The sequence below is a fragment of the Elizabethkingia sp. YR214 genome, from assembly GCF_003058195.1.
Classification (GTDB): Bacteria; Bacteroidota; Bacteroidia; order Flavobacteriales; family Weeksellaceae; genus Elizabethkingia.
On sequence record NZ_QBUH01000002.1, the window covers coordinates 271,400 to 293,008 of the forward strand.

Annotated in this window: 26 protein-coding genes and 1 tRNA gene; 15 read left to right on the top strand and 12 right to left on the bottom strand. The window is 35.5% G+C overall.

Annotated elements, in window-relative coordinates; translation table 11 throughout:
• Positions 1-18 precede the first annotated feature (18 nt).
• Positions 19-1,005, top strand: a complete 987-nt coding sequence (locus tag C8J95_RS04335; protein WP_034867303.1) for a pseudouridine synthase — start codon at positions 19-21, stop codon at positions 1,003-1,005.
• 118 nt (positions 1,006-1,123) lie between these two features.
• On the top strand, positions 1,124-2,365 hold the full coding sequence (locus C8J95_RS04340) for a DUF3472 domain-containing protein (RefSeq protein WP_107808907.1): 1,242 nt from the start codon (positions 1,124-1,126) through the stop codon (positions 2,363-2,365).
• Positions 2,366-2,461: 96 nt separating this feature from the next.
• Here C8J95_RS04340 and C8J95_RS04345 read toward each other — a convergent pair whose 3' ends face one another.
• Positions 2,462-3,019 carry a hypothetical protein gene (locus tag C8J95_RS04345; protein ID WP_107808908.1) on the bottom strand — a complete coding sequence of 186 codons (558 nt, stop codon included), beginning with the start codon at positions 3,017-3,019 and terminating at the stop codon, positions 2,462-2,464.
• 107 nt (positions 3,020-3,126) lie between these two features.
• Positions 3,127-3,732: a bifunctional nicotinamidase/pyrazinamidase gene (pncA, locus tag C8J95_RS04350; protein ID WP_107808909.1), complete on the bottom strand. Its 606-nt coding sequence runs from the start codon at positions 3,730-3,732 to the stop codon at positions 3,127-3,129.
• A 53-nt stretch (positions 3,733-3,785) separates the two neighbouring features.
• On the opposite strand from pncA, the gene C8J95_RS04355 reads away from it, so the two are divergent.
• The 6 genes from C8J95_RS04355 to C8J95_RS04380 are packed head-to-tail and all read left to right on the top strand — an operon-like array spanning position 3,786 to position 7,105.
• Positions 3,786-4,310 carry a YfiT family bacillithiol transferase gene (locus C8J95_RS04355; protein ID WP_107808910.1) on the top strand — a complete coding sequence of 175 codons (525 nt, stop codon included), beginning with the start codon at positions 3,786-3,788 and terminating at the stop codon, positions 4,308-4,310.
• A 1-nt stretch (position 4,311) separates the two neighbouring features.
• Complete coding sequence (gene ytxJ / locus C8J95_RS04360) at positions 4,312-4,683, top strand: bacillithiol system redox-active protein YtxJ (protein WP_107808911.1); 372 nt, start codon at positions 4,312-4,314, stop codon at positions 4,681-4,683.
• Positions 4,684-4,687: 4 nt separating this feature from the next.
• Positions 4,688-5,284, top strand: a complete 597-nt coding sequence (locus C8J95_RS04365) for a Crp/Fnr family transcriptional regulator (protein ID WP_078770909.1) — start codon at positions 4,688-4,690, stop codon at positions 5,282-5,284.
• A 35-nt stretch (positions 5,285-5,319) separates the two neighbouring features.
• Positions 5,320-5,922 carry a peptide deformylase gene (locus tag C8J95_RS04370; protein ID WP_255412715.1) on the top strand — a complete coding sequence of 201 codons (603 nt, stop codon included), beginning with the start codon at positions 5,320-5,322 and terminating at the stop codon, positions 5,920-5,922.
• A gap of 32 nt (positions 5,923-5,954) precedes the next feature.
• Entirely contained in the window at positions 5,955-6,236 is a 282-nt protein-coding gene (locus C8J95_RS04375) for a GNAT family N-acetyltransferase (RefSeq protein ID WP_034867291.1), read from the top strand.
• A 5-nt stretch (positions 6,237-6,241) separates the two neighbouring features.
• The gene (locus C8J95_RS04380) at positions 6,242-7,105 is read left to right on the top strand and encodes a hypothetical protein (RefSeq protein WP_107808912.1); all 864 of its coding nucleotides are present in this window, start codon (positions 6,242-6,244) and stop codon (positions 7,103-7,105) included.
• 13 nt (positions 7,106-7,118) lie between these two features.
• Here the strand turns inward: C8J95_RS04380 and C8J95_RS04385 are convergent, their stop codons facing one another.
• The 3 genes from C8J95_RS04385 to C8J95_RS04395 are packed head-to-tail and all read right to left on the bottom strand — an operon-like array spanning position 7,119 to position 9,583.
• Positions 7,119-7,778, bottom strand: a complete 660-nt coding sequence (locus C8J95_RS04385; protein ID WP_107808913.1) for a 3-oxoacid CoA-transferase subunit B — start codon at positions 7,776-7,778, stop codon at positions 7,119-7,121.
• 4 nt (positions 7,779-7,782) lie between these two features.
• Positions 7,783-8,484: a CoA transferase subunit A gene (locus tag C8J95_RS04390; protein WP_107808914.1), complete on the bottom strand. Its 702-nt coding sequence runs from the start codon at positions 8,482-8,484 to the stop codon at positions 7,783-7,785.
• 25 nt (positions 8,485-8,509) lie between these two features.
• Positions 8,510-9,583: a M28 family peptidase gene (locus C8J95_RS04395; protein WP_107808915.1), complete on the bottom strand. Its 1,074-nt coding sequence runs from the start codon at positions 9,581-9,583 to the stop codon at positions 8,510-8,512.
• Positions 9,584-9,627: 44 nt separating this feature from the next.
• Between C8J95_RS04395 and C8J95_RS04400 the strand changes: the two genes are divergently transcribed.
• Both C8J95_RS04400 and C8J95_RS04405 read left to right on the top strand, forming a co-directional pair.
• Positions 9,628-10,350, top strand: coding sequence for a DUF4294 domain-containing protein (locus C8J95_RS04400; protein WP_034867279.1), 723 nt, complete (start codon positions 9,628-9,630; stop codon positions 10,348-10,350).
• Between the two features lie 75 nt (positions 10,351-10,425).
• Positions 10,426-11,217 carry a S1/P1 nuclease gene (locus tag C8J95_RS04405; RefSeq protein WP_107808916.1) on the top strand — a complete coding sequence of 264 codons (792 nt, stop codon included), beginning with the start codon at positions 10,426-10,428 and terminating at the stop codon, positions 11,215-11,217.
• Here C8J95_RS04405 and C8J95_RS04410 read toward each other — a convergent pair.
• Both C8J95_RS04410 and mnmD read right to left on the bottom strand, forming a co-directional pair.
• Positions 11,209-11,631, bottom strand: coding sequence for an NUDIX domain-containing protein (locus C8J95_RS04410; RefSeq protein ID WP_107808917.1), 423 nt, complete (start codon positions 11,629-11,631; stop codon positions 11,209-11,211). The two genes, C8J95_RS04405 and C8J95_RS04410, sit on opposite strands and share 9 nt — an antisense overlap.
• Complete coding sequence (mnmD, locus tag C8J95_RS04415) at positions 11,619-12,293, bottom strand: tRNA (5-methylaminomethyl-2-thiouridine)(34)-methyltransferase MnmD (protein ID WP_107808918.1); 675 nt, start codon at positions 12,291-12,293, stop codon at positions 11,619-11,621. Before mnmD ends, C8J95_RS04410 begins: the two co-directional genes overlap by 13 nt.
• An 84-nt stretch (positions 12,294-12,377) precedes the next feature.
• Between mnmD and C8J95_RS04420 the strand changes: the two genes are divergently transcribed.
• Complete coding sequence (locus tag C8J95_RS04420) at positions 12,378-13,451, top strand: branched-chain amino acid aminotransferase (RefSeq protein WP_059324325.1); 1,074 nt, start codon at positions 12,378-12,380, stop codon at positions 13,449-13,451.
• Between the two features lie 69 nt (positions 13,452-13,520).
• Here the strand turns inward: C8J95_RS04420 and C8J95_RS04425 are convergent, their stop codons facing one another.
• The gene (locus tag C8J95_RS04425) at positions 13,521-13,943 is read right to left on the bottom strand and encodes a DoxX family membrane protein (RefSeq protein WP_107808919.1); all 423 of its coding nucleotides are present in this window, start codon (positions 13,941-13,943) and stop codon (positions 13,521-13,523) included.
• A gap of 190 nt (positions 13,944-14,133) precedes the next feature.
• On the opposite strand from C8J95_RS04425, the gene C8J95_RS04430 reads away from it, so the two are divergent.
• Positions 14,134-14,748, top strand: coding sequence for a hypothetical protein (locus tag C8J95_RS04430; RefSeq protein WP_107808920.1), 615 nt, complete (start codon positions 14,134-14,136; stop codon positions 14,746-14,748).
• A 59-nt stretch (positions 14,749-14,807) separates the two neighbouring features.
• Here C8J95_RS04430 and prmC read toward each other — a convergent pair whose 3' ends face one another.
• Genes prmC through C8J95_RS04445 form a run of 3 tightly spaced genes read right to left on the bottom strand, consistent with a single transcriptional unit; the run spans position 14,808 to position 17,035 of the window.
• The gene (gene prmC, locus C8J95_RS04435) at positions 14,808-15,647 is read right to left on the bottom strand and encodes a peptide chain release factor N(5)-glutamine methyltransferase (RefSeq protein WP_107808921.1); all 840 of its coding nucleotides are present in this window, start codon (positions 15,645-15,647) and stop codon (positions 14,808-14,810) included.
• 3 nt (positions 15,648-15,650) lie between these two features.
• Positions 15,651-16,409 (bottom strand): peroxide stress protein YaaA, encoded by a 759-nt coding sequence (yaaA, locus tag C8J95_RS04440; protein ID WP_107808922.1) that lies wholly within the window; start codon positions 16,407-16,409, stop codon positions 15,651-15,653.
• 8 nt (positions 16,410-16,417) lie between these two features.
• Entirely contained in the window at positions 16,418-17,035 is a 618-nt protein-coding gene (locus C8J95_RS04445; RefSeq protein ID WP_059324320.1) for an L-threonylcarbamoyladenylate synthase, read from the bottom strand.
• Positions 17,036-17,184: 149 nt separating this feature from the next.
• Here C8J95_RS04445 and C8J95_RS04450 point away from each other — a divergent pair, with 149 nt between their 5' ends.
• The 3 genes from C8J95_RS04450 (at position 17,185) to C8J95_RS04460 (ending at position 21,342) form a co-directional block, all read left to right on the top strand.
• Positions 17,185-20,058 carry a S9 family peptidase gene (locus tag C8J95_RS04450; protein ID WP_107808923.1) on the top strand — a complete coding sequence of 958 codons (2,874 nt, stop codon included), beginning with the start codon at positions 17,185-17,187 and terminating at the stop codon, positions 20,056-20,058.
• Positions 20,059-20,205: 147 nt separating this feature from the next.
• Positions 20,206-20,427, top strand: coding sequence for a hypothetical protein (locus C8J95_RS04455; protein ID WP_107808924.1), 222 nt, complete (start codon positions 20,206-20,208; stop codon positions 20,425-20,427).
• Positions 20,428-20,520: 93 nt separating this feature from the next.
• Entirely contained in the window at positions 20,521-21,342 is an 822-nt protein-coding gene (locus C8J95_RS04460; protein ID WP_107808925.1) for a GLPGLI family protein, read from the top strand.
• A 137-nt stretch (positions 21,343-21,479) separates the two neighbouring features.
• Here C8J95_RS04460 and C8J95_RS04465 read toward each other — a convergent pair.
• Positions 21,480-21,552: transfer RNA gene (locus C8J95_RS04465), tRNA-Met, on the bottom strand.
• Positions 21,553-21,609: the final 57 nt, after the last annotated feature.

Genomic DNA, 21,609 nt, shown 5'->3' on the forward strand with positions numbered 1-21,609 from the left:
AAAATATAGAATATAGAAATGAGCAGAGAACGTAAAAATTTTTCAGACAGACAGAAAAACGGAAAACCAGGAGAGAGAAAAACTTCTTTTGACAAAACTTCCCGCTCTGCATCCGACTCAAAGAGAGGTGGTGGTAAAACTTTCGATTCCAGAGATAAATACGAAAAAGGTGATCGCAAATTTGGCGGGCCTAAATCATTCAAAAGACCTTTTGACAGAAAAGCTGAACATGATGAGAAAATCAAAGGTTATATCCTGAAGAGAAAGTTTGATAAGCTAGCCAATAAGCCTGAAAAAGAAACCATACGTCTTAATAAATATATTGCAAATTCAGGAATTTGCAGCCGTCGTGAAGCAGATGATCTTATTACACAAGGTTTGGTAGAAGTAAATGGTAAAGTAGTTACTGAAATGGGTTACCAGGTTCAGAAAACAGACAGAGTTGTTTTCGATGGACAAGGTATTACTCCGGAAAAACCAGTATACGTATTACTAAATAAGCCAAAAGGTTATCTTTCTACAACGAAAGATGAGAAAGCGCGTAAAACAGTAATGGATCTGGTTGCAAATGCATCTCCATACAGGCTTTTCCCTGTGGGGCGTTTAGACAGACAAACGACTGGTGTTATCTTGTTAACCAATGATGGACACATGACTAAAAAACTTACACACCCATCATTCGGGATGAAAAAGATATATCATGTTGTATTGGACAGAAAACTCTCTATCGAGGATCTTCAGGCAATTCGTGAAGGTATTCGTCTTGAGGAAGGTGTTGCAGAGGTAGATAATATTTCTTTTATCGAAGGAAAACCTAAAACTGAAGTTGGTATCGAAATCCACATCGGATGGAACAGAGTTGTACGTCGTATCTTCCAAAGATTGGGCTACGAAGTTGAAAGCTTAGACAGAGTAATGTTTGCAGGTCTTACTAAGAAGAATGTAAAAAGAGGGCATTGGAGAATCCTGACAGAACAGGAGGTTAATAATCTAAAAATGCTTTAATCAATAATATAAGAGTTTCTTTATGAAACTCTTTTTTTTTTGCATTATCAATTTTCTGATATTTTATTTTTAACTTTATCTGATTACCAAATCGTATAATTTTAAAAACTAATTTATTATGAAAAAATCAATTTCATTATCATCCTTAGCGGTGATTATGCTTCTGTCTTCGTGTAACAGAGATTCACTATCAGAAAATTCAGCTCAAAACACCACCGCAGAAAATTCGGTAAAAGGTATTATTACAAATCTCACGGAGCAAGATTTGCCGAACATTAAACTTACAGGGAGCAATGCAGCTCCTTCCCAACATTTAACTTATTACTTTCCCGCGGATGCTGTTTTGCAAATGAATAAGGTTAAGATTACGAGATCTGCATTGACAGAATATTTCTCTGTGATTAATTATAGTGGTGGTTATGCAGGATTGCAGCAGACTCCCGATAAAAGCTTTGGAACACCTAATATCCTGATCGCTTCTTTATGGGATAAAAATACTGCCGGTGGTAGTTTTGCCGGTTATAGTTATCTTGGGTCAAAAACCGTAGCCAGCAGATTTGGAGGAGAAGGAGATGGGCAGAAAACAATTAATCCATATCAATGGAAGCTAAACAACTGGTATAATATAGTATTGCGCTCCTGGAAAGAAAACGGGAAAATCTATATTGCCAATTTTATACAGGATCTGGCAACTGGAAAATGGTTCCTGACTTCAACCATCTACAGAGATGAATCAACAGGAAATCTTGGAACTTATATCGATACATTTCTTGAAAACTGGGTAGGAGATAATCCAAAATATGATGGTAGATTTGTGCGTAAGGCTTACCTTAAAGATGCCTGGAGTTTAGATGCTGGCAACGCATGGCAAAAATCAACAAGCAGAAATTTTAGTGCTAATAGTGGAGATCAGGGTAGAAATGGATATTTTGATCGCGCATTCAATTCGGGATATGATGCAGGTGAAGATGCTTACTTTATGGTTCACGGTGGTACTACAGTCCCTGATGCTGCATTTGGAACGGGCAGAACCTTACAATTGCCGACTCAGACTAATCAGGGAGCAGCTCCGGTAATTCAGAATCTGGAAAGAACTTCTGCAACGGCACAGTATGGAAGCAATAAAGTTACAGTTTCATGGGCTATTAATGATACCAAAGCACCGCAATTATCTTATAATATACAAGTGATAAACAGTAGCGGAGGGGTTGTACAAACTATTCAGAAAATAAAACCTGAACAACGTACAGAGTCTATCACTACAACTTTAGCAAAAGGTAATTATACTGTAAAGCTTACGCTGACAGATATTTTTAATAATAATGTTACACCTGTGGAAATTCCTATAACGGTAAATTAGATTATCAAAATGATGTGTAAAACCCAATAAAAAACATCACAGGTTTCAGAAACCTGTGATGTTTGTATTTTAAAAAAGATAAGATACCAATACTTTTTAGAAAATATAGGAGACACCTGCATTCACAAAACCTCTTGTTCCAATATTAGGTTCTATGAAAACACCAAAATCTTTTCCGTACCTAAGGCCTATAGGCATGATGTTGAAACCAAAAGTTGTAAGATTATCTTTCTCTTCAGCTTTAGAAGTTTTGTCAATATATTTTGCATTTTTAAATAAAACTCCTGCAGACACTCCGGAATAGAGCCTTAATTTTCTATCTGCCCCTGACCAAAAATAATCAACTCTTGGCTGAACCGAAACAAGTGATTGACTTGTAAAGCCAGTTCCTTTTTCGTCGAAAGATTCCAGGTTGAATTCCAGGCCATAGCGCCATTTCATATCACGATTGTACATCATAACATTAAGGCTTAGAACACCATTGCTATTAGATGTTTCTTCTAAATTCCCCGTAATGGCATTTCCTACAAAATCGTAAAGCGAGCTGCTAACTCCAAAGATAGAAGGCGTCCCGTATGCTGCTGAAATTTCAATTTTTTGTGCTTGTAATAAGGATACAGAAATCAGAGGAATAAATAGTAAAAGTTTCTTCATAGTTTTTATATTGATTAAACTTGGCAAAGGTATATAAAAAAGGCAGCTTCTATTTTAAAAGAAACTGCCTTTATCATTAGATTTTTCTAATCTTTAAATGGTTTTAGTTATGCCAAAACACTTACTTTATTTTCGATTAGTTCGTAAATAGTATCTTTTCCGCTGTCTGGTTTTACATTTACTGCACGGGTACCATTGAAATGAAGACAGGTAATGAAACCTTCTTTTACAGCATCCAGACAAGTAGCTCTTACACAATAATCTAATGCAAGCCCTGCTATCTCAACCAATTCAATATCATGGTATTTTAGAAAATCAGAAAGCCCTGTTTTCATAAAGTGATTGTTGTCCTGAAATGCGCTATAACTATCAATTTCAGGGTTCTTACCCTTCTGGATAATATGTGTTGCTTTGTCACGATTTAATGCAGGGTGAAATTCCACACCAGGAGTTCCCTGTACACAATGGTCAGGCCACATAAACTGAGGAATACCGTTCAATATAATTGTTTCGCCTACATTTCTGCTGTTGTTAGAAGCAAAGCTTTTATGATTGGCTGGATGAAAGTCTTGTGTTAATACAATTTGGTCGTACTGATCGCTGTCCATAAGGCCGTTGATGTACGGAATAATTTCGCTCGCTCCAGGTACAGCTAAAGAGCCCCCTTCACAGAAATCATTTTGTACATCTACTATAATTAATGCTTTTTTCATTTTGATGATTTAATTAACAAATTTATGGTAAATTTGATAGATAAACGAATTGCATGGATTTAGAGCAGAAAAAATATCCCATCGGAAGATTTCAGAAACCTGTGGAATTTGATGAAGGTAAAATAAAGGACTGGATTACAGTTATAAAGGAATTTCCTAAGAAAGTAAAAGAACTAACACAAAATATGTCCGATGAAGAATTGGATACTCCATATAGAGAAAATGGCTGGACTGTACGACAAGTAGTACACCATTGTGCAGATTCTCATATAAATTCCTTTACAAGGTTCAAGCTGGCGCTTACCGAAGATAAACCGGTTATAAAACCCTATATGGAAAATTTGTGGGCAGAATTAGATGATACAAAGCACCTGGCTATAGATTCATCATTATCTATACTGGAAGGTTTGCATCATCGTTGGACGGTTTTGTTGGAAAGTATGACTTCCGAGGATTATCACAGAATATTTGTGCACCCTGAGCATAATAATGAAATTTCGCTCTATACAGCACTGGCTACTTATGATTGGCACTGTAACCATCATTTAGGACATATACAATTAACACTACAAAAGTAAAATGGGAATATTTGATTTATTTAAGAGCAAAGAGGAGTTGAAGAACAGTCCGTGGCTTACTATAGAGTCAGCTGAGGATTTTGATAAGGTTATTGAGGAATCTAAGCATACTAAAGTGGCTATTTTTAAACACTCTACGAGCTGCTTTATCAGTAAAATGGTTCTGAGAAATTTTGAAACAGATCTTAATAAACATGCTCCGGAAGGATACAAATTCTATTATCTGGATTTGTTGCGTTTCAGACCTATTTCCAATCAGATTGCCGAACAATTTATGATAAGACATGAAAGTCCACAGATTATTGTGTTAGAAAATGGAGTTGCCATTTACAAGGCTTCACACGAAAATATAAACCTGGAATTACTACCTTAGAAGAATGATAACAGAAAATTTCTCAAAATATATTCAACAGCTTTTTGGTATTCAGGATCAGCAGGTTTCGGTTTGCGAGAATCTCATAAAGCTAAAAACAGTTCCAAAAGGAAGAGTACTTGTAAGAGCAGGTGAAATTAATAAAGAACTTTATTTTGTAGAGCAGGGACTTCTCCGTCAGTTTTTCACAGATAAAAACGGAAAAGAGCATGTATTGTACTTTGCACCGGAAAACTGGCTGTTAGGGGACAGAAATAGCTCTTATTTCGGTCTTGCTACAGACTTTACAATAGAGGCTGTGGAAGATACTGTTGTTGTAATCCTGGAGCCGGAATTTTTTATTAATCTGAGCAAGGAGTACAAAGATGCTATTGAAAAATCTGAATTTTTACTGCACCGTCATATCCGTCAGCTTCAGAAAAGAGTATCACAGTTATTAGGTGCTACTGCAGAAGAGCGATATCTGGACTTTATTACTACGTATCCGAATCTTATGATGAGGGTCCCTCAGTGGATGATCGCTTCATATCTGGGAATAACCCCGGAAAGCCTTAGTCGTGTCCGCAGAGAACTGGCCAAAAAGAACTTTCTTCCCGGATAATTAGGAGCTTACAATTAATATTTAGTATCACAAAAATGAAAAAAATAACACTTCTGTTAGTTGTATGTGCAGGTTTGCTTAGTGCTCAGAAACTAACTTCAAATGAAATCTCTATCATAAAACAGGGAGATATTCATTCTGCATTACCTGTTTATAATGTAAGTGAACCTGAACAGAGTAAAACACTGCTTGGTATGTCCGTAGATATTGATCCAAAAGATCCCAATACAGCTATTCTGGTTGAACGAATGAAGCTGTCTCTGCTTTCAACCGGCAGCGGAGTTGGTATTGCTGCTCCTCAGGTAGGAATTAACCGAAGAATAATTTGGGTTCAGCGTTTCGATAAAGAAGGGAAGCCGCTGGAATATTTTCTGAACCCAGTAATTCTGTGGAAATCACAATTGCAAAACCTTGGACCTGAAGGGGATTTGTCAATTACCGATTTTAGAAATCAATTCTACAGAAGTAAAGTTATACAGTTAGAATACTTAGATCTGAAAGGTAAAAAGCATACCGAAATAGTGGAAGGCTTTACTGCAGTTATTTTTCAGCATGAAATAGACCATCTTTCAGGTATTTTGATATCTGATAAAAAAGAAAAAGAACGATATTTACGAGAGAGTAGATGCTTTCATTAAAATAAAGCAATAACATTTAAATTGATTATAAAATGGAAATAAAACACAAAAGAGAAGGTTCAAAAGGAGTATTCGAAGCTATTGAATACGATAGAGTTGTTGGGTTAATGACATACTCGGTAGCTGGAGAAGATAAAATTATTATTGATCATACTGAAGTTGACGAAGCCTTCGGAGGAAGGGGAATAGGAAAGCAGTTGGTGAATGCGGGTGTAGATTATGCACGTGAGAATAATATTAAAATAATACCATTGTGTCCATATGCAAACAGAGTTCTGCATAGTTCCGATGAATACAAAGATATTTTAGCATAGACTAAATGGATTTTTACTATCAGGAAAAGGCCGTTAAGGGTTTTAGCATGCAGCTGGAAACTATTGAACTTTCCTGGTGGTTCTACCTTATTACAGGGTTGGTTTCTATTGGACTGGCCCATAATTTTTTAAGGCAATCTCAGAAAGAGGTAACCAGACTTAATTATTTTTTTTCGTTGTCTTATGCATCTGCAGTCAGCTACATTGTAATTTTATTTACTGTTATTCTGACAGGAGCAGTTGTAAAGCAGATAAGTTATGAGTTTAGTCTTCCAAAATACACCGCAACGGTTGTCAATCCTTCATACAGAGTAGGAGTCCGTAAGAAAGATATGGGTGTTTCCGAATACAGACCTTTAGTAGGTTTTGCAAATAAGGATAACCATATTATCAATATTCCGCTAAATATGGCTTCTGAAGAACGGTTTTCTGAAGGAGTCTCTGTGAAAGTTGGTTATAAAGAAGGAATGAATTATGCTTATGCCTTCAATCCAAAGCGATATATCATCTATTTTGGAGAATTAGTATTCATGGCAGTCTTTTATTCCGGTTTGCTCTTTATTCTTGGATATGGTCTGCGAAATCAGTACCTGAAAGATAAAGCAGTATTATTTGCAACAGTAATCTTTGGATACCTTGTTATTCCTGGGATGATGATTTTTATGGCATTACTGATGACAAAAGCCATGCTGGGGAAACTGACAGGTGAATCAGACCTTAGCTGGGGCGGTTTCTTTATTTGCCTGTTTTTTGTTATTATACTGGTATTTAGTATTTATGGTTACTTTATATTTATTTTTAAATCAACTCCGGCTGATTTGTTAGGAAAAGGAAAGCAAAGCAAAAGAAAAAAGCCAGCTAAAAGCTGACTTTAATTTTTATTTAGAAAACCATTTCCGGGACATTCTCATCCGCATAAAGTTTTCCGGCAGTGGCTGCCTTTATTTCTTCCATACTTACTCCCGGAGCTCTTTCCAAAATTTTGAATCCACCCTCAGGCAGTACTTCGTAAACACCAAGCTCAGTAACAATCTTCTTAATACATTTTACTCCGGTTAATGGTAAAGTACATTCTGGTAATAATTTGCTTTCACCATTTTTGTTTACCTGTTGCATTGCTACAATAATATTTTTTGCAGAGGCTACAAGGTCCATAGCGCCACCCATACCTTTTACCATCTTACCTGGAATTTTCCAGTTGGCGATATCTCCGTTCTCTGATACCTCCATAGCACCAAGAATTGTCAGATCTACTTTTTGTGCTCTGATCATTCCGAAACTCAATGCCGAGTCAAAAACAGCAGACCCGGGAAGGGTAGTGATGGTTTGCTTACCAGCGTTAATAAGATCCGGATCTTCTTCTCCTTCAAAAGGGAAAGGCCCCATACCTAATAAACCATTCTCAGATTGTAATACAACATTTACACCTTCTGGAATATAATTGGCAACCAATGTAGGAATACCAATACCCAGATTAACATAACTGTTATTTTTTATTTCTTTTGCAATACGTTGTGCAATTTGTTCTTTATTCAGTGCCATTGCTTTAGTTTTTAGATCTTACCGTTCTCTGTTCAATTCTTTTTTCATAATGATCCCCCTGGAATATTCTGTGAACATAAATTCCGGGAGTATGAATTTCATCGGGGTTAAGTTCTCCCACTTCAACCAATTCTTCAACTTCAGCAATAGTTATCTTACCTGCCATAGCCATTACCGGATTAAAGTTTCTGGAAGTAGAACGGAAAATAAGATTTCCGGCAGTATCGCCTTTCCAAGCTTTTACAATTGCAAAATCCGCATCGAAAGCATATTCCAGTAAATAATCTTTACCATCAAAGTTACGCACTTCTTTACCTTCAGCAACCTCAGTACCTACACCTGCAGGGGTATAGACGGCTGGCATTCCGTAGCCTGCAGCCATACAACGTGTAGCTAATGTACCCTGTGGGATCAGTTCTACTTCAAGTTCACCACTAAGAAGCTGACGTTCAAATTCTGCATTTTCACCTACATAAGAAGATATCATCTTCTTGATTTGTCTTTTATGAAGAAGTAAGCCAAGTCCAAAATCATCGACACCAGCATTGTTAGAAATACAGGTAAGGTCTTTCACTTCCTTTTTTACCAATTCTGCAATACAATTTTCAGGAATTCCGCAAAGACCGAAACCTCCAAGCATAATCGTCATGCCATCCTGGATCCCGTCGCAGGCCTCCTGTACATTTTTAACAGTTTTATTAATCATTATTAGATTTATTTTTAGGGTTGATTTAGTAATACTTAAGGTTCATGTCAGGTTTTATCTTCAGTAATGTTTCATAAATAATCTGAATCACATTCCCAACATCTTCTTTACTTACCATTTCTACAGTGGTATGCATGTATCGTAAAGGTAATGAAATTAATGCAGAAGGAACACCACCATTAGAATGAGCAAAAGCATCTGTATCTGTACCTGTTGCACGGCTGGCCGCAGCTCTCTGGAAAGGTATTTTTTTCTTTTTAGCCGTATCGATAATTAATTCCCGGATAGTGTGATGTACACTTGGAGCAAAGAAAACGACAGGTCCGTTACCACACTTTTGGTCACCTTCTTTTTTCTTTTCAATCATCGGAGTAGTCGTGTCATGGGTTACGTCTGTAACAATAGCAATGTTCGGTTTTATGGTATCCGCAATCATTTCTGCACCATATAGGCCCACTTCTTCCTGTACAGAGTTGGTAATGTACAATCCGAATGGCAATTTCTTTTTGTTTTCCTGCAGAAGTCTTGCTACTTCTGCAATCATAAATCCACCGATACGGTTGTCCAGTGCTCTGCAGACAAAATATCTGTCATTAAGCTCAAAGAAAGTATCCGGATAGGTAATCATACAGCCTACAAAGATTCCAAGGTCTTCTACTTCCTGCTTAGAAGTAGCTCCACAGTCGATAAAGATATTGTCCAGTTTTGGTGTTGGTTCATTCTGATTCGCACGGGTATGAATAGCCGGCCATCCGAATACACCTTTTACCACACCTTTCTCTCCGTGAATATCTACTACCTTGGACGGCGCAATTACCTGATCAGAGCCTCCGTTACGGATAACATAGATAAAGCCATCATCGGTAATGTAGTTAACATACCAGGAAATTTCATCGGCATGGGCTTCTATAACTACTTTGAATTCTGCTTCAGGATTTATAATTCCGTATGCAGTTCCGTAGTTATCAACTTCAATTTTGTCTACATAGGGTTTAATATATTCGGTCCAGGCTTTTTGTCCATTGTGTTCAAAACCTGTTGGAGATGAAGTGTTTAGGTAATTTTCTAAAAATTTAATAGAGGTCTTATTGAATTTCATGTATTAAGGTATGATTTTTGTTATACGTCATTACTCGTAAAATTATGAAAAAATATAGAATTTTTAGTCTGATTTGTTTCTTTATGGCAATTTTGGCATATAGTCAGAAAGTTGACACTATAGCAACTATAGGTGAATTGAAAGATGAGAAAAACGTCAAGATGCAGGTTGATAAAGACGGCCGCAAATACTATTGGGACGATAAATTACAAGCAAAAATATATACAGAAGATAATGGAGATAAGCTCATCGAAATGGATGAGATAAAGCTACTTAACAAGCCTCATTTCAATAATCAGTTAGATAGAAATTATTTCGATTTTCTAAATAAAAAGCTTTTCAGAGTTTACCCTTTATTTGTAAATGCTTTGGAGCAATATAGAAGTCTCCAAACAGATCTAGAAAAAGTAAATGAAGATGACAGAAGGTCTTATGCCAGAAAAAGACAAAATGAATTAGCAGACCGTTATGAAGCAAAGTTAAGAGACCTTACCACAACTGAAGGTCAGGTTTTTGCCAAGTTGATGAACAGAGCAACAGGTAAAACGGTATTTACAATTATCAGGGATTTAAGAGGTGGATGGAGTGCTTTCTGGTGGAATCTAAAAGGTAAAGCTGCAGATATTGAGTTAAAAAAAGAATACAATCCTTATTTGAACAGGGATGATGAATTTATTGAATCTCTGTTACAATCCAACTGGAATTACGGATATCTGACTCCTTATCCCGGTTATAAAGATTTTAAAGTAAAGAAGTCGGTTGACTAAACTTATAAAAGCCTTTCATTTTTGAAAGGCTTTTCTTTTATATCTTTGCCAGCATAAATAATTATAGATAATTGTATGAAACGAATTTTAACAAGGTTGCTTTTTTGTGCATTTGCACTAAGCTCAATGCAGGCATTTGCATGGGGGCTTACAGGGCACCGTATTATTGCAGAGATTGCGGAGAATCATCTTAATGGTAAAGCTAGAAGACACCTTAAGCATATCTTTGGAAAAGAAAGATTAGCTTATTGGGCAAACTGGCCGGATTTTATCAAATCTGATACAACAGGAGTGTGGAAATCTACATCTACATGGCATTATGTAAATATCGATCCTCAGCCAGACTTTAAAGCCTTTAAGGAGAACCTTGAAGCACAGGCGGGACCTACAATGTATACTCAGATTAAAACACTTTCTGAGCAGATTAAAAATAAAAATACATCTGATAAAGACAGAAAGATTGCCTTAATGTTCCTTATCCATATTGTTGGTGATATGGCACAACCAATGCACACTGGTAGAGCGGGAGATCTTGGAGGTAACAAGATTGATGTTACATACTTTGGTAAAAAGACCAATCTTCACAGTGTATGGGATAGTGATTTGATCGATTCACAGAAATACAGCTATACTGAATTTGCTAAACTTATAGATATTAAAACTAAAGATGAAGTAAAGAAAGTACAAAGCGGAACTGTAGCAGATTGGATTTATGAAACACATAAATTGGCCAATAATATCTACGCAAATACACCATCCGGATCTAATCTTAGCTACGGATATGGTTATAAATATAATGGACTTTTAGAACAGCAGCTGGTAAACGGAGGTCTTAGACTTGCGAAATTACTGAATGACTTATTTTAAAAATTTTGTCTGAAGCTTTTCAAAAACCAAATGGTCTATGGGAAGCGGAAAAGGATTAGAAGCCGAAATGGGTAACCATTCGGCTTTTTCTATTTCGGTATCTATAATTCTGAAATTTTGCGGATCCGTAATTTTTACAAGGTAGTACACAGTGAGAAGTTGCTCATTGCTTCTGAATCTGGATTGCATAAAGCCTTCCTGGGTATAAAAATGCTCCAGAATCTCTATTTTTACATTGAGCTCCTCCATAAATTCACGGTGAAGACAATCGGTAACTCCTTCCCCGAATTCCAATCCTCCTCCGGGTAGCTTTACCAGTTTCTCACCGGCATAACTTTCGAAAAGCGTTAATATTTTCTGATCTTCTATACATAAAGCATATACCCGAATGTTGAATTTATCTATTTTTTCCATGCGTTAATCATTTCTCGTTTACCCTTTGGTCCTTCTAATTTTTCAACTTCAAAGTTAAGCCCTTTTAGGATACGTTGTAGACTTCCTTTGGAAGAATAGGTAGTGAATAAGCTCCCCGGTGCCATTTTTTCAGCAACCATTTTTACCAAAGGTTCTTCCCAAAGATCAGGTTGTACACGTGCACCGAAGCAATCGAAGTATACTAAGTCTATTGATGGCATTTCAATATCCTTGATATTATAGAAGTCTTCTTCGATTTTCTGAAGAAAGAAATCTTTTTCAATATTTTCTGATTTCCCCCAATCTGTGCTGTGAATTTTAGTAAAAGCATTCTTTACAAATTCATTTTCAAAGAATTTATCATACTCCAGACTGGTAGCTTCTTCTAATTTCAGGGGATATTTTTCTAAAGAATAGTAATTAATTTTATGACAAATGTCAGTTTTTAAATATTCATCTAATGTTACCAAAACGTTAAGTCCTGTTCCAAAACCAAGCTCTAGAATATTAATTTCATATTTTTTTAATCTGTTTATTCCGTTTTTAATAAACACATGTTTGGCTTCCTGTAATGCGCCGTGATGAGAGTGGTAAGTTTCGTCTAAGCTGCTTACATGTAGTGTTTTACTTCCGTCCTGCGTGGTTTTTAGACTTCTGAGCATGAATATTTTTTACCAAAGATAATTAAATTTTGGCTATTTGAAAAAATTGTTATATTTGTAATAATAATCTTTAAAAAATTAAAAATGATAATTCAGAAAACTTCAGCATCAAGAATCGATACTTTCGATAAAGACAATTTTTCATTCGGAACAACTTTCACAGACCATATGGTTGTATGTGAATACGAGGATGGAAAATGGGGAGATGTAAGAGTTATGCCTTATGGTCCGTTTCCTTTTACTCCAGCTATGATGGGGGTAAACTATGGACAGGCTTGCTTTGAAGGAATGAAAGCCTACAAGGACAAAGACGGAGATGTTTTCCTTTTCCGCCCGGAGAAGAACTTTGAAAGAATTAACAAATCTGCTAAGCGTTTAGCAATGCCAGAAGTAACTGAGGAGATGTTCCTTAAAGGGCTTGAAGCTCTTATGGATATTGACAGAGAGTGGATTCCTCAGGGAGATGGATTTTCATTATACATCAGACCGCTTATTTTCGCTACAGAAGAGGCGTTAAAGGCACGTAAGTCTGAAAAATATATGTTCGCAATTATAGCAACACCAGCTAAAGCTTATTATACAGCTCCGGTTTCTGTATTGATTTCAGATTTCTATTCAAGAGCTGCTAATGGTGGAGTAGGATCTGCTAAGGCTGCAGGTAACTATGCAGGTGCTTTTTATCCTACAGATCTGGCTAATGAGCAAGGATATGAACAGATTATCTGGACAGATGATGCTACACACAGTTATTTTGAAGAAAGTGGTACTATGAATGTTTTTGTACGTGTAGGAGATACAATCTATACACCACCTACATCAGAAAGAATTCTGGATGGTGTAACACGTGACAGTTTTATTCAATTGGCCAAGAAAAGAGGAATTGAAGTAGTTGTAGATAAAGTACCTGTAGACTTTGTAATCAATGCTCACAAAGAGGGTACTTTAAAAGAAATATGGGGTGTAGGTACTGCTGTAGTAACCAGCCAGTTTGAAGCTATTGGTTACCATGGTGAAAAGTTAATGTTGCCTGTGCTTTCTGAAGAGGAAAGCTATGCTGCAAGCCTTAAAAATGAATTAGTAGGAATTCAGTCTAACTTACTTGAAGATCCTTTCGGATGGAGAGTATTAGTTGGAGAAGGTGTAGCTGAAAAAGCATAATAATACTTTCTTATAAATAATAAAAAGTCTTCCGATTTCGGAAGACTTTTTTTGTTAATCTAATTAGGATTATTTTTTTCTAATCATATAGTCTATGCTATACTGATATTCTTGTTGTACTGCCAATAGAAATGCTCCGGCACTTCCTGCCCATACCGAATAATCTAGCGGTGCTTTTGCTCCTAATGCGACTGTCATAGATGCAGCAAAAATAAATAACAATATTCCGGATCCGAAAGCGGCGATCTTTGTTTTGTATCCTAGAATAAGCATAATGGGAAGTAATATTTCAAAAGATGTGGCTACATAGGCTGAGAAAATACTTAATATCTCCGGAAGGAAGAACGTGAGTTTTCTGGTGTAAATTTCAAAATTTTTCCAGTTTCCCCATGAAGAGTTTTCTCCCCAAAAACCGAATCTATCTGCTACTGCAGAAAGCATTGTTATGGATATAGCTATTCTTAGAAATAATTGCTGAAACTGATTTTTCATAGTTTTCTTTTCTTGTTTTTACGATATAGCAAAGTTCAGTTTTGTGTACTATAAAATTCTTAAACTGGTTTAAGAATAAATTTAATTAGATTTTCAAATTACTTTGGATGTTTATTTTTATTAATTTTAGGTTTATTGAAAAAATAATACCTAAACTTAATCATCATCAGATATAAACATAAATACAATAATGAATAATCCACCAGATGATATTTTTCCTTTATCCGTTAAGGAAGCCCTTATCGGGTTTTATAAGTTCAACCGGCTAAATCTGTCTAAAGACTTTTCATCCCATTGTGTGAGAGTTTATATAGGTTGTATTTTGGCGCCTGTTCCAAATATAAATGCAAGACGGAAGTATTTAAAATTCCACGATATACATCATATTATAACAGAATATGGTATAGATAGAATCGGAGAAAGCGAAGTTAGTGCATGGGAATTGGGATCGAGAAGCTGCCGGAAGCCTATTGTTTCTGTAATGAATCTTTTCGCACTATCAACGGGCTTTATTTTGAGTCCAGCTAAAGTTACTAGTGCCTTTTATAGAGGATGTAGAAGTAGAAACCTTTATTATATGGCAGAGTCAGTATCTGAGGCTGAAATCGATGCTATAGATTTTACTGATATAAAATCCGGGCATCTTGAAATAAAACAAAATATTAAATATAAGTTTCTGAGACAGGTTGAATTCTCAGGGTATTTATTTATATCGATAGTAATACATGTCTTTATGCTAATTGCTGGTAAAGCATTATTAATTGCTGAGAGTATCAAAAAGAAAATACAAAAAAGAAATAAATAGGTGGTACTTATACCTAATACATACCTTATAGATTTTTGAAATCTATAAGGTATTATTATTTATTTTCTCCCCCAGATCATTCGGTCATTATCCGAAATATCTTTTAGAAGATAAACTTCAGACAATTTATTTTTGTATAGCTCCAATGTTTCGGGGCCTAGTTTCTGATTGATTTCCAGAAAAACATAACCGTTGTCTGTAAGCTTGTTCTCTGTGTCGTTAGCAATCTTACGATAAAAAGCTAATACATCATTTTGTGGCGCAAACAACGCCATCATAGGCTCAAAATCTTTTACACTATTTTCTATATCAACTTCCTCTTCGGCGCCAATATAAGGCGGATTGCTGATGATAACATCAAAAACTTCTGATATATCTGTATTCAGATAATCTTGTTGGATAAAATGAATATTGATGTTGTGGAGTGTTGCATTTTTCTTTGCTATTTCCAGTGCTTTTTCGGAATAATCCAGTGCATAAACATTTGCTTGTTTAAGATGTTTGGCTACGGTAATAGCAATGCAGCCTGATCCGGTGCCAATATCCAGAATTTTTAGTTTTTTATCAGTAGGAAGTTTATCTAAAATAACTTTGATAAGCTCTTCTGTTTCCGGACGCGGAATCAGAACGTTTTCATTAACAAGAAATTCTTCTCCATAGAAATATGCTTTTCCTAATATCTGCTGATAAGGTTTACCAGATTTTAGTTGCTCTAATGCCTGTGTAAATTGTAATTCCTGTGGATTATCTATATTCTGATCAGTATACATTTTTAACTGAATACTATTGTACTGAAGGTATTCTTCAGCTAAATAAGTGAACAGTTTCTGGATTTCACTTTCCGAATATAGTAATGTCAGCTCTTTTGAATATAGCTGTTGTAGTTCCTGAATTTTCAATGCTTATCGGGTAAAAATAAAATGATGTTCAGTAGAAAGCTTGTCATTGAAGAGATAACCTTCCAGATTGAAAGCTTTCACGTCATCGAGTTTCTCAATATTATTTTGGGCGCAAAATCTGGAAACAAGTCCACGGGCATGTTTTGTATAAACAACTATGTTTTTATTCTTGCCCTCTCTTTCTTCATAGAAATCGAATTCGATAACCGGAGCTTTTAGTTTCTTTTTGTTTACAACTTTAGAATACTCATTACTGGCCAGATTAAGAACAAAATCTTTGGCTTTTAGCTGATGGTTTATTTCATCTGTCACTTTATCTGCCCAAAAGCCATAAAGGTTTTTGTAGTTCTCAAAGCTGAAGCCACAACCCATCTCCAGTCTGTACAGCATTATTTTATCAGAAGGCTTCAATAAACCGTAAAGCCCGGATAGCATTCTTAAATTCTTTTGTAGGAAGTCTACAGCATTTTTATCCAGAGTCTTCACATTTAATCCGCGGTATACTTCACCTGCAAAAGCAAAAAGAGCAGATGTAGAGTTTTTAGTTGTTGGCTTTGTTGTCCAGTTTTGGTTTCTTTCCCAGTTTTCGTTAGCCAGCTTATCTGAAATATGCATAAGATCCTTAATAAATTTAGGATCTTTCTCTTTTAAATATTTCTGGATATGTGCTGCTTCTTCTATAAATTTTGGTGTGCTAGCCTTGAGCATATCGGTTTTATTCTCGATATTCATAAGCTTAGCCGGAGAAATAAGTATCTTCATGTTTGTCTTTAATCTTCAAAATTTCCTTTTCCTTCTCTTACGACTTCAGGGATACCTTGTGTAAGGTCTACTATTGTAGATGCTTTGTTGTCACCATATCCTGAGTCTATAACAATATCTACAAGATGATCATATTTTTCAGCTATCAGCTCCGGATCGGTGGTGTATTCTATAACATCATCGTCATCTTTAATAGAAGTAGAGGCGATAGGGTGTCCCAATTTGGAAACAATAAGTTGTGGAATGGAATGATCCGGAACCCGGATTCCTATGGTTTTTTGCCCTTTATATGCTAGGGGTAAAGTTTTGTTGGCTTCCATAATAAATGTGAAAGGACCAGGTAAATAATGCTTTAATAATCTGAATGTAGCCGTATCTATAGGTCTGGTAAATTCAGACAAATGGCTAAGGTCATTACAGATAATGGAAAAATGAGCCTTCTCTAATTTAACTCCTTTTATCTGTGCCAGCTTTTCCATAGCTTTTATGTCAAAGATATTACAGCCCAAAGCATAAACAGTGTCCGAAGGATAAATAATAAGGCCACCATTATCCAGTGTTTTTACAACTTCCTGAATAAGATTTTCCTGTGGATTTTCCGGATAAATTCTTAAAATTTTTGCCATGTAACAAAGTTAAGCATTTTTATTTCTGAAAAAGATAGCTCTTTTATTAAGAATATGTATTATTTCTTGTGTTTTCATCAATCATAGTACCTGTTTTTATGGGGAATTTCCTAATTTTAGCACTTTGTTAAAACTAATAGTGTTATAATATGAAATTAAAATTCATTCTCTCATCTGTATTGGTGGCGGGGTCGGTTTGTGCATTTGCACAGAAGAAACCATTAGACCATTCGGTATACGATGGCTGGCAGTCGGTGGGAAGCCGGAAAATTTCTAATGACGGAAAATGGGTCGGATACAATATTGATCCACAGGAAGGAAACTCGAAATTGTATCTATCTTCCCCAAAATCTAAAAGCTCACTTGAATTTCCAAGAGGAAGTAAACTAGCTTTCACCAATGATTCTAAATTTGCTTTATTCTCCATCAAACCTTTCTTTAAAGATATTAAGGCAGTAAAGGACAAAAAACTGAAGAAAGATAAACTGGCAAAAGATACATTGGGTATTGTAAATCTATTCACTCAGAAAATTGAGAAAATACCGAATGTGCAATCCTTTAAATCTCCGGAAAAGGGAGGAGCGTGGATGGCTTACCTGATGGAGAACATAAAAGATAAGACGGCTACACCTGATACTAAAGACGATGATGCAGATGATAAGAAAGATGATGATGCGAATGCAAAGCCATCGGATCTTATCCTTGTAAATCTTTTGACGGGAAAGAAAGTAACTTATGAAAATGTAGTCCGCTATCAGTTTAGTGAAAACGGGAAGCAGTTGATGTTTGTAACTCAGAAACCCGAAGATAAGGACAAGGATAAAAAAGACAATAAGAAGCCTGAGAAGAAAGATAAGTCTGCTCCGGTTAAATATGCTTTGCAAACAGTAAACTGGGTAGATGTTGAGAAAGGAACAGTAAACAAGCTGACAGAAGGCGAAGGTAATTTCTCTCAACTTACATTTGATGAATTAGGGAATAAGCTGGCTTTCATCGGAACTTTATCTGCCAAAAATGATCTGGTAAAAGATTATCAGCTGTATTATTTTTCTCAGAATGCAAAGAAAGCAGTTGTAAATAATCAGCATACTAATTTGCCAAAAGGCTGGGTTGTTTCTGAAAACAGAGCACCGATATTTAGTAAAAACGGGAAACAGCTTTATTTCGGGATAGCGCCAAAGCCAATTGCAAAGGATACTACATTAATAGCGAATGATCATGCAATAGTCGATGTATGGAATTATAAAGATGATTACATACAGACAACTCAATTGAAAAATATGGGTAAAGATCTGAAAAAATCTTTCGGAGCAGTATTCCAAACGGACAAGCCAGAGGTATTCCGCAGTCTGGGTGATGATAGCACAGATACGATAAGATTGGTTAATGAAGGTAATGCTTCTTATGTTTTAGGTTCTACGAATAAAGGATCCAGAATCCAGTCACAATGGGAGGGAGCGGATAGAAAAACATATTACCTTATTGATAACATCAACGGAAATACTACAGAGGTTGTAAAAGAACTGAATGGTAATGCTGTAGCATCTCCTCTGGGTAAATATATTGTTTATTTTGACAGAGAGAAAGGGAACTGGTACAGCTATAGTGTGGCAACAAAAACTACAACTCAGCTGAATAAGAACCTGAGTGTTTCTTTTACAGATGAAGAATTTGATATGCCGGATAAGCCATACGCTTACGGGATCGCTTCATGGACGGATAATGATGAATCTGTTATCATCAAAGATCGTTATGACCTTTGGGAATTCTTCTTAAACGGTAAGAAAGCACCAAGAAACATTACTAATTCTTATGGAAGAACACATAAGATTACTTTCGATACTTATAATCTTGATAAGGATATAAAAAGCCTGAACAGAAAGAAGCAAATGTATATTTCAGCTTTTAACAATGTTACGAAAGCAGATGGTATTTACGAAACTTCAATATTATCCGGTAAAGATCCTAAAGAAGTATATATGGGTGATATCTGGGGCTTTAAAACATTAATGAAGGCTAAAAATGCAGAAGAGTATATCTTTACTAAAGAATCTTATGCAAAGTCTCCAAATCTTTTTGCTTCTTCAGATTTTAAAGAACAAACTCAGCTTTCCAATACAAACCCTCAACAGGCTCAGTATAACTGGGGGACAGATGAGCTTGTAAACTGGACAACACCAAAAGGATATCAGTCTACAGGTGTTTTATTCAAGCCGGAAAACTTTGATCCAAACAAGAAGTATCCTATGATTGTTTACTTCTACGAGAAATTATCTGAGAATTTAAACAGATATGTAGCTCCGGCTCCAACACCGTCGCGCCTGAATATTTCTTATTTTGTAAGCAACGGGTATTTGGTCTTTACACCGGATATTTCCTATAATGAGGATGGACATCCGGGAAGATTTGCTGTGGAATATATCAATTCCGGAGTAGAGTACCTGAAGAAGAATCCTTGGGTAGACGGACAACACATCGGTATACAAGGGCAAAGCTGGGGTGGTTATCAGGTAACTCACCTTATTACGCAAACTGATATGTATGCTGCTGCGTGGGCTGGTGCTCCTGTGGCAAATATGACTTCGGCTTATGGGGGAATTCGTTGGGGATCGGGAATGAACAGACAGTTCCAGTATGAAAAATCTCAAAGTAGAATAGGGAAGTCTCTATGGGAAGCAAGAGATTTATATATTGAAAACTCTCCTTTATTCCATTTCGATAAAGTAAATACCCCTGTAGTGGTAATGGCTAATGATAAAGATGGTGCAGTGCCATGGTATCAGGGAATCGAAATGTTTACAGCGTTAAGAAGATTAGGTAAGCCGGTATGGATGCTTAATTATAATGGTGACGATCATAACCTGATCAAGCGTCAGAACAGAAAAGATATTCAGATTAGAGAACAGCAGTTCTTCGATTATTACCTGAAAGGGGCAAAAGCTCCGGCATGGATGACGAAAGGTATTCCTGCAACAATGAAAGGTAAAGACTGGGGATTTGATCTGACAGATGAAAAGCCTTAATCAAGGATTAAATAATATAAGAAAAGCTCCGGTATAATCGGAGTTTTTTTATTTTTAACAAACTTTATGATGAAAAAAATATTATGTTAAACAATTTGTTTATGTGTAATATTTAATTTTAAGAGACTAATCATTAAAATTTTAAAAATGAAAAAAAACTATCTAAAACAATTAAACAGAAGTGAATTGAAAAATGTATTTGGAGGAATTGTAGCAGAAGCAGTTCCCGTTCTTACGGGTTCCTACGCTTGTTGTTCAGCACCAGATTCTAAAACAGGTGTGAGAGAGTGTAGTACGGTTGTCTATATTCGCTTTTATGATGAATTGGAATGTGTAGATTCGGGAACTTCTGTGACAAAAGTAGGGTAATTCTAAATTATTCTTTTCTTTAAATTTAATTTTTAGAGGTTATTTTTTATGAAGTAAAATAACCTCTAAGAATTATAAATTAGATGAATAACTATGAACAAAATTTTCATATTTCTAACATGTATAGTATTTAATTATAATGTTTCTGCGCAAAGTATTCGATTCATTTATAACTATAAATCAATACCTAATAGTTTAAAAAAAGATAGTATTGTAGATGAAACAATGGTTTTGGAAATCGATCCAATACAAAAACAGTCACTTTTTTCAAACTACACTAAGATAAAATCTGATTCTAGTATGGCAAGTGGAATTCAGAATTTTCCAGATCCATCTTTAAGGACAAGATATGTTGTCAATAAAAATTTAGTTAATAAAGAAGTATTTTTTTATACTCCAAATTATGCAGGAGACCCTGTTTTAAAAATAAAAGATGATAGACCTTTTATTTGGCATATTACAAATGAAAAGAATAAGATACTATCATATCCTGTACAAAAGGCAACAACTGAATTTGGTGGCAGAGAATGGACAGCTTGGTTTTCAACTTCTCTTCCATTCTCTGATGGTCCATATAAATTCTATGGACTACCTGGGCTAATTCTTAAAATAAAAGATTCATCTAATAATCATGATTATGAACTAATAAGTATTAAAAAAATAGAACCTGATTCTTATAAAATATTAACTGATGCTTCGTATGCAAATTCAAAACAATTTCTTTTAAGTGATTATAAAAAAATGGTTGTTGAGAATAGAAAAGACCCTATGAAAAAGATTCGAACTGAGATATTTCAAGGAAGAATACTTTTTGGAAGCATGAAAGAAAGGGATGAATACATAAAAAGAAGTGAAAGAAATTTAAAAATTTGGAAAGAAAATAATAATAATCCTATAGAGTTGGATGAACTGTAAAGAATACAGATCAGAAAAATTAATAATTATATAAAGCTCCAAAGTATTGAGGCTTTTTTATTAAGATCTAACTAGTTCATCTTTGAGTTTGGTTGAAAGTAAAAAAGAGAACTCAATTGAGTTCTCTTTTCATTTAGTAGCGGGGACACGACTCGAACGTGCGACCTTCGGGTTATGAGCCCGACGAGCTACCTACTGCTCCACCCCGCGATATTGTACTGCAAATATATAACGTTTTTTTCGAACTGGCAAGTATTAATCGATGTT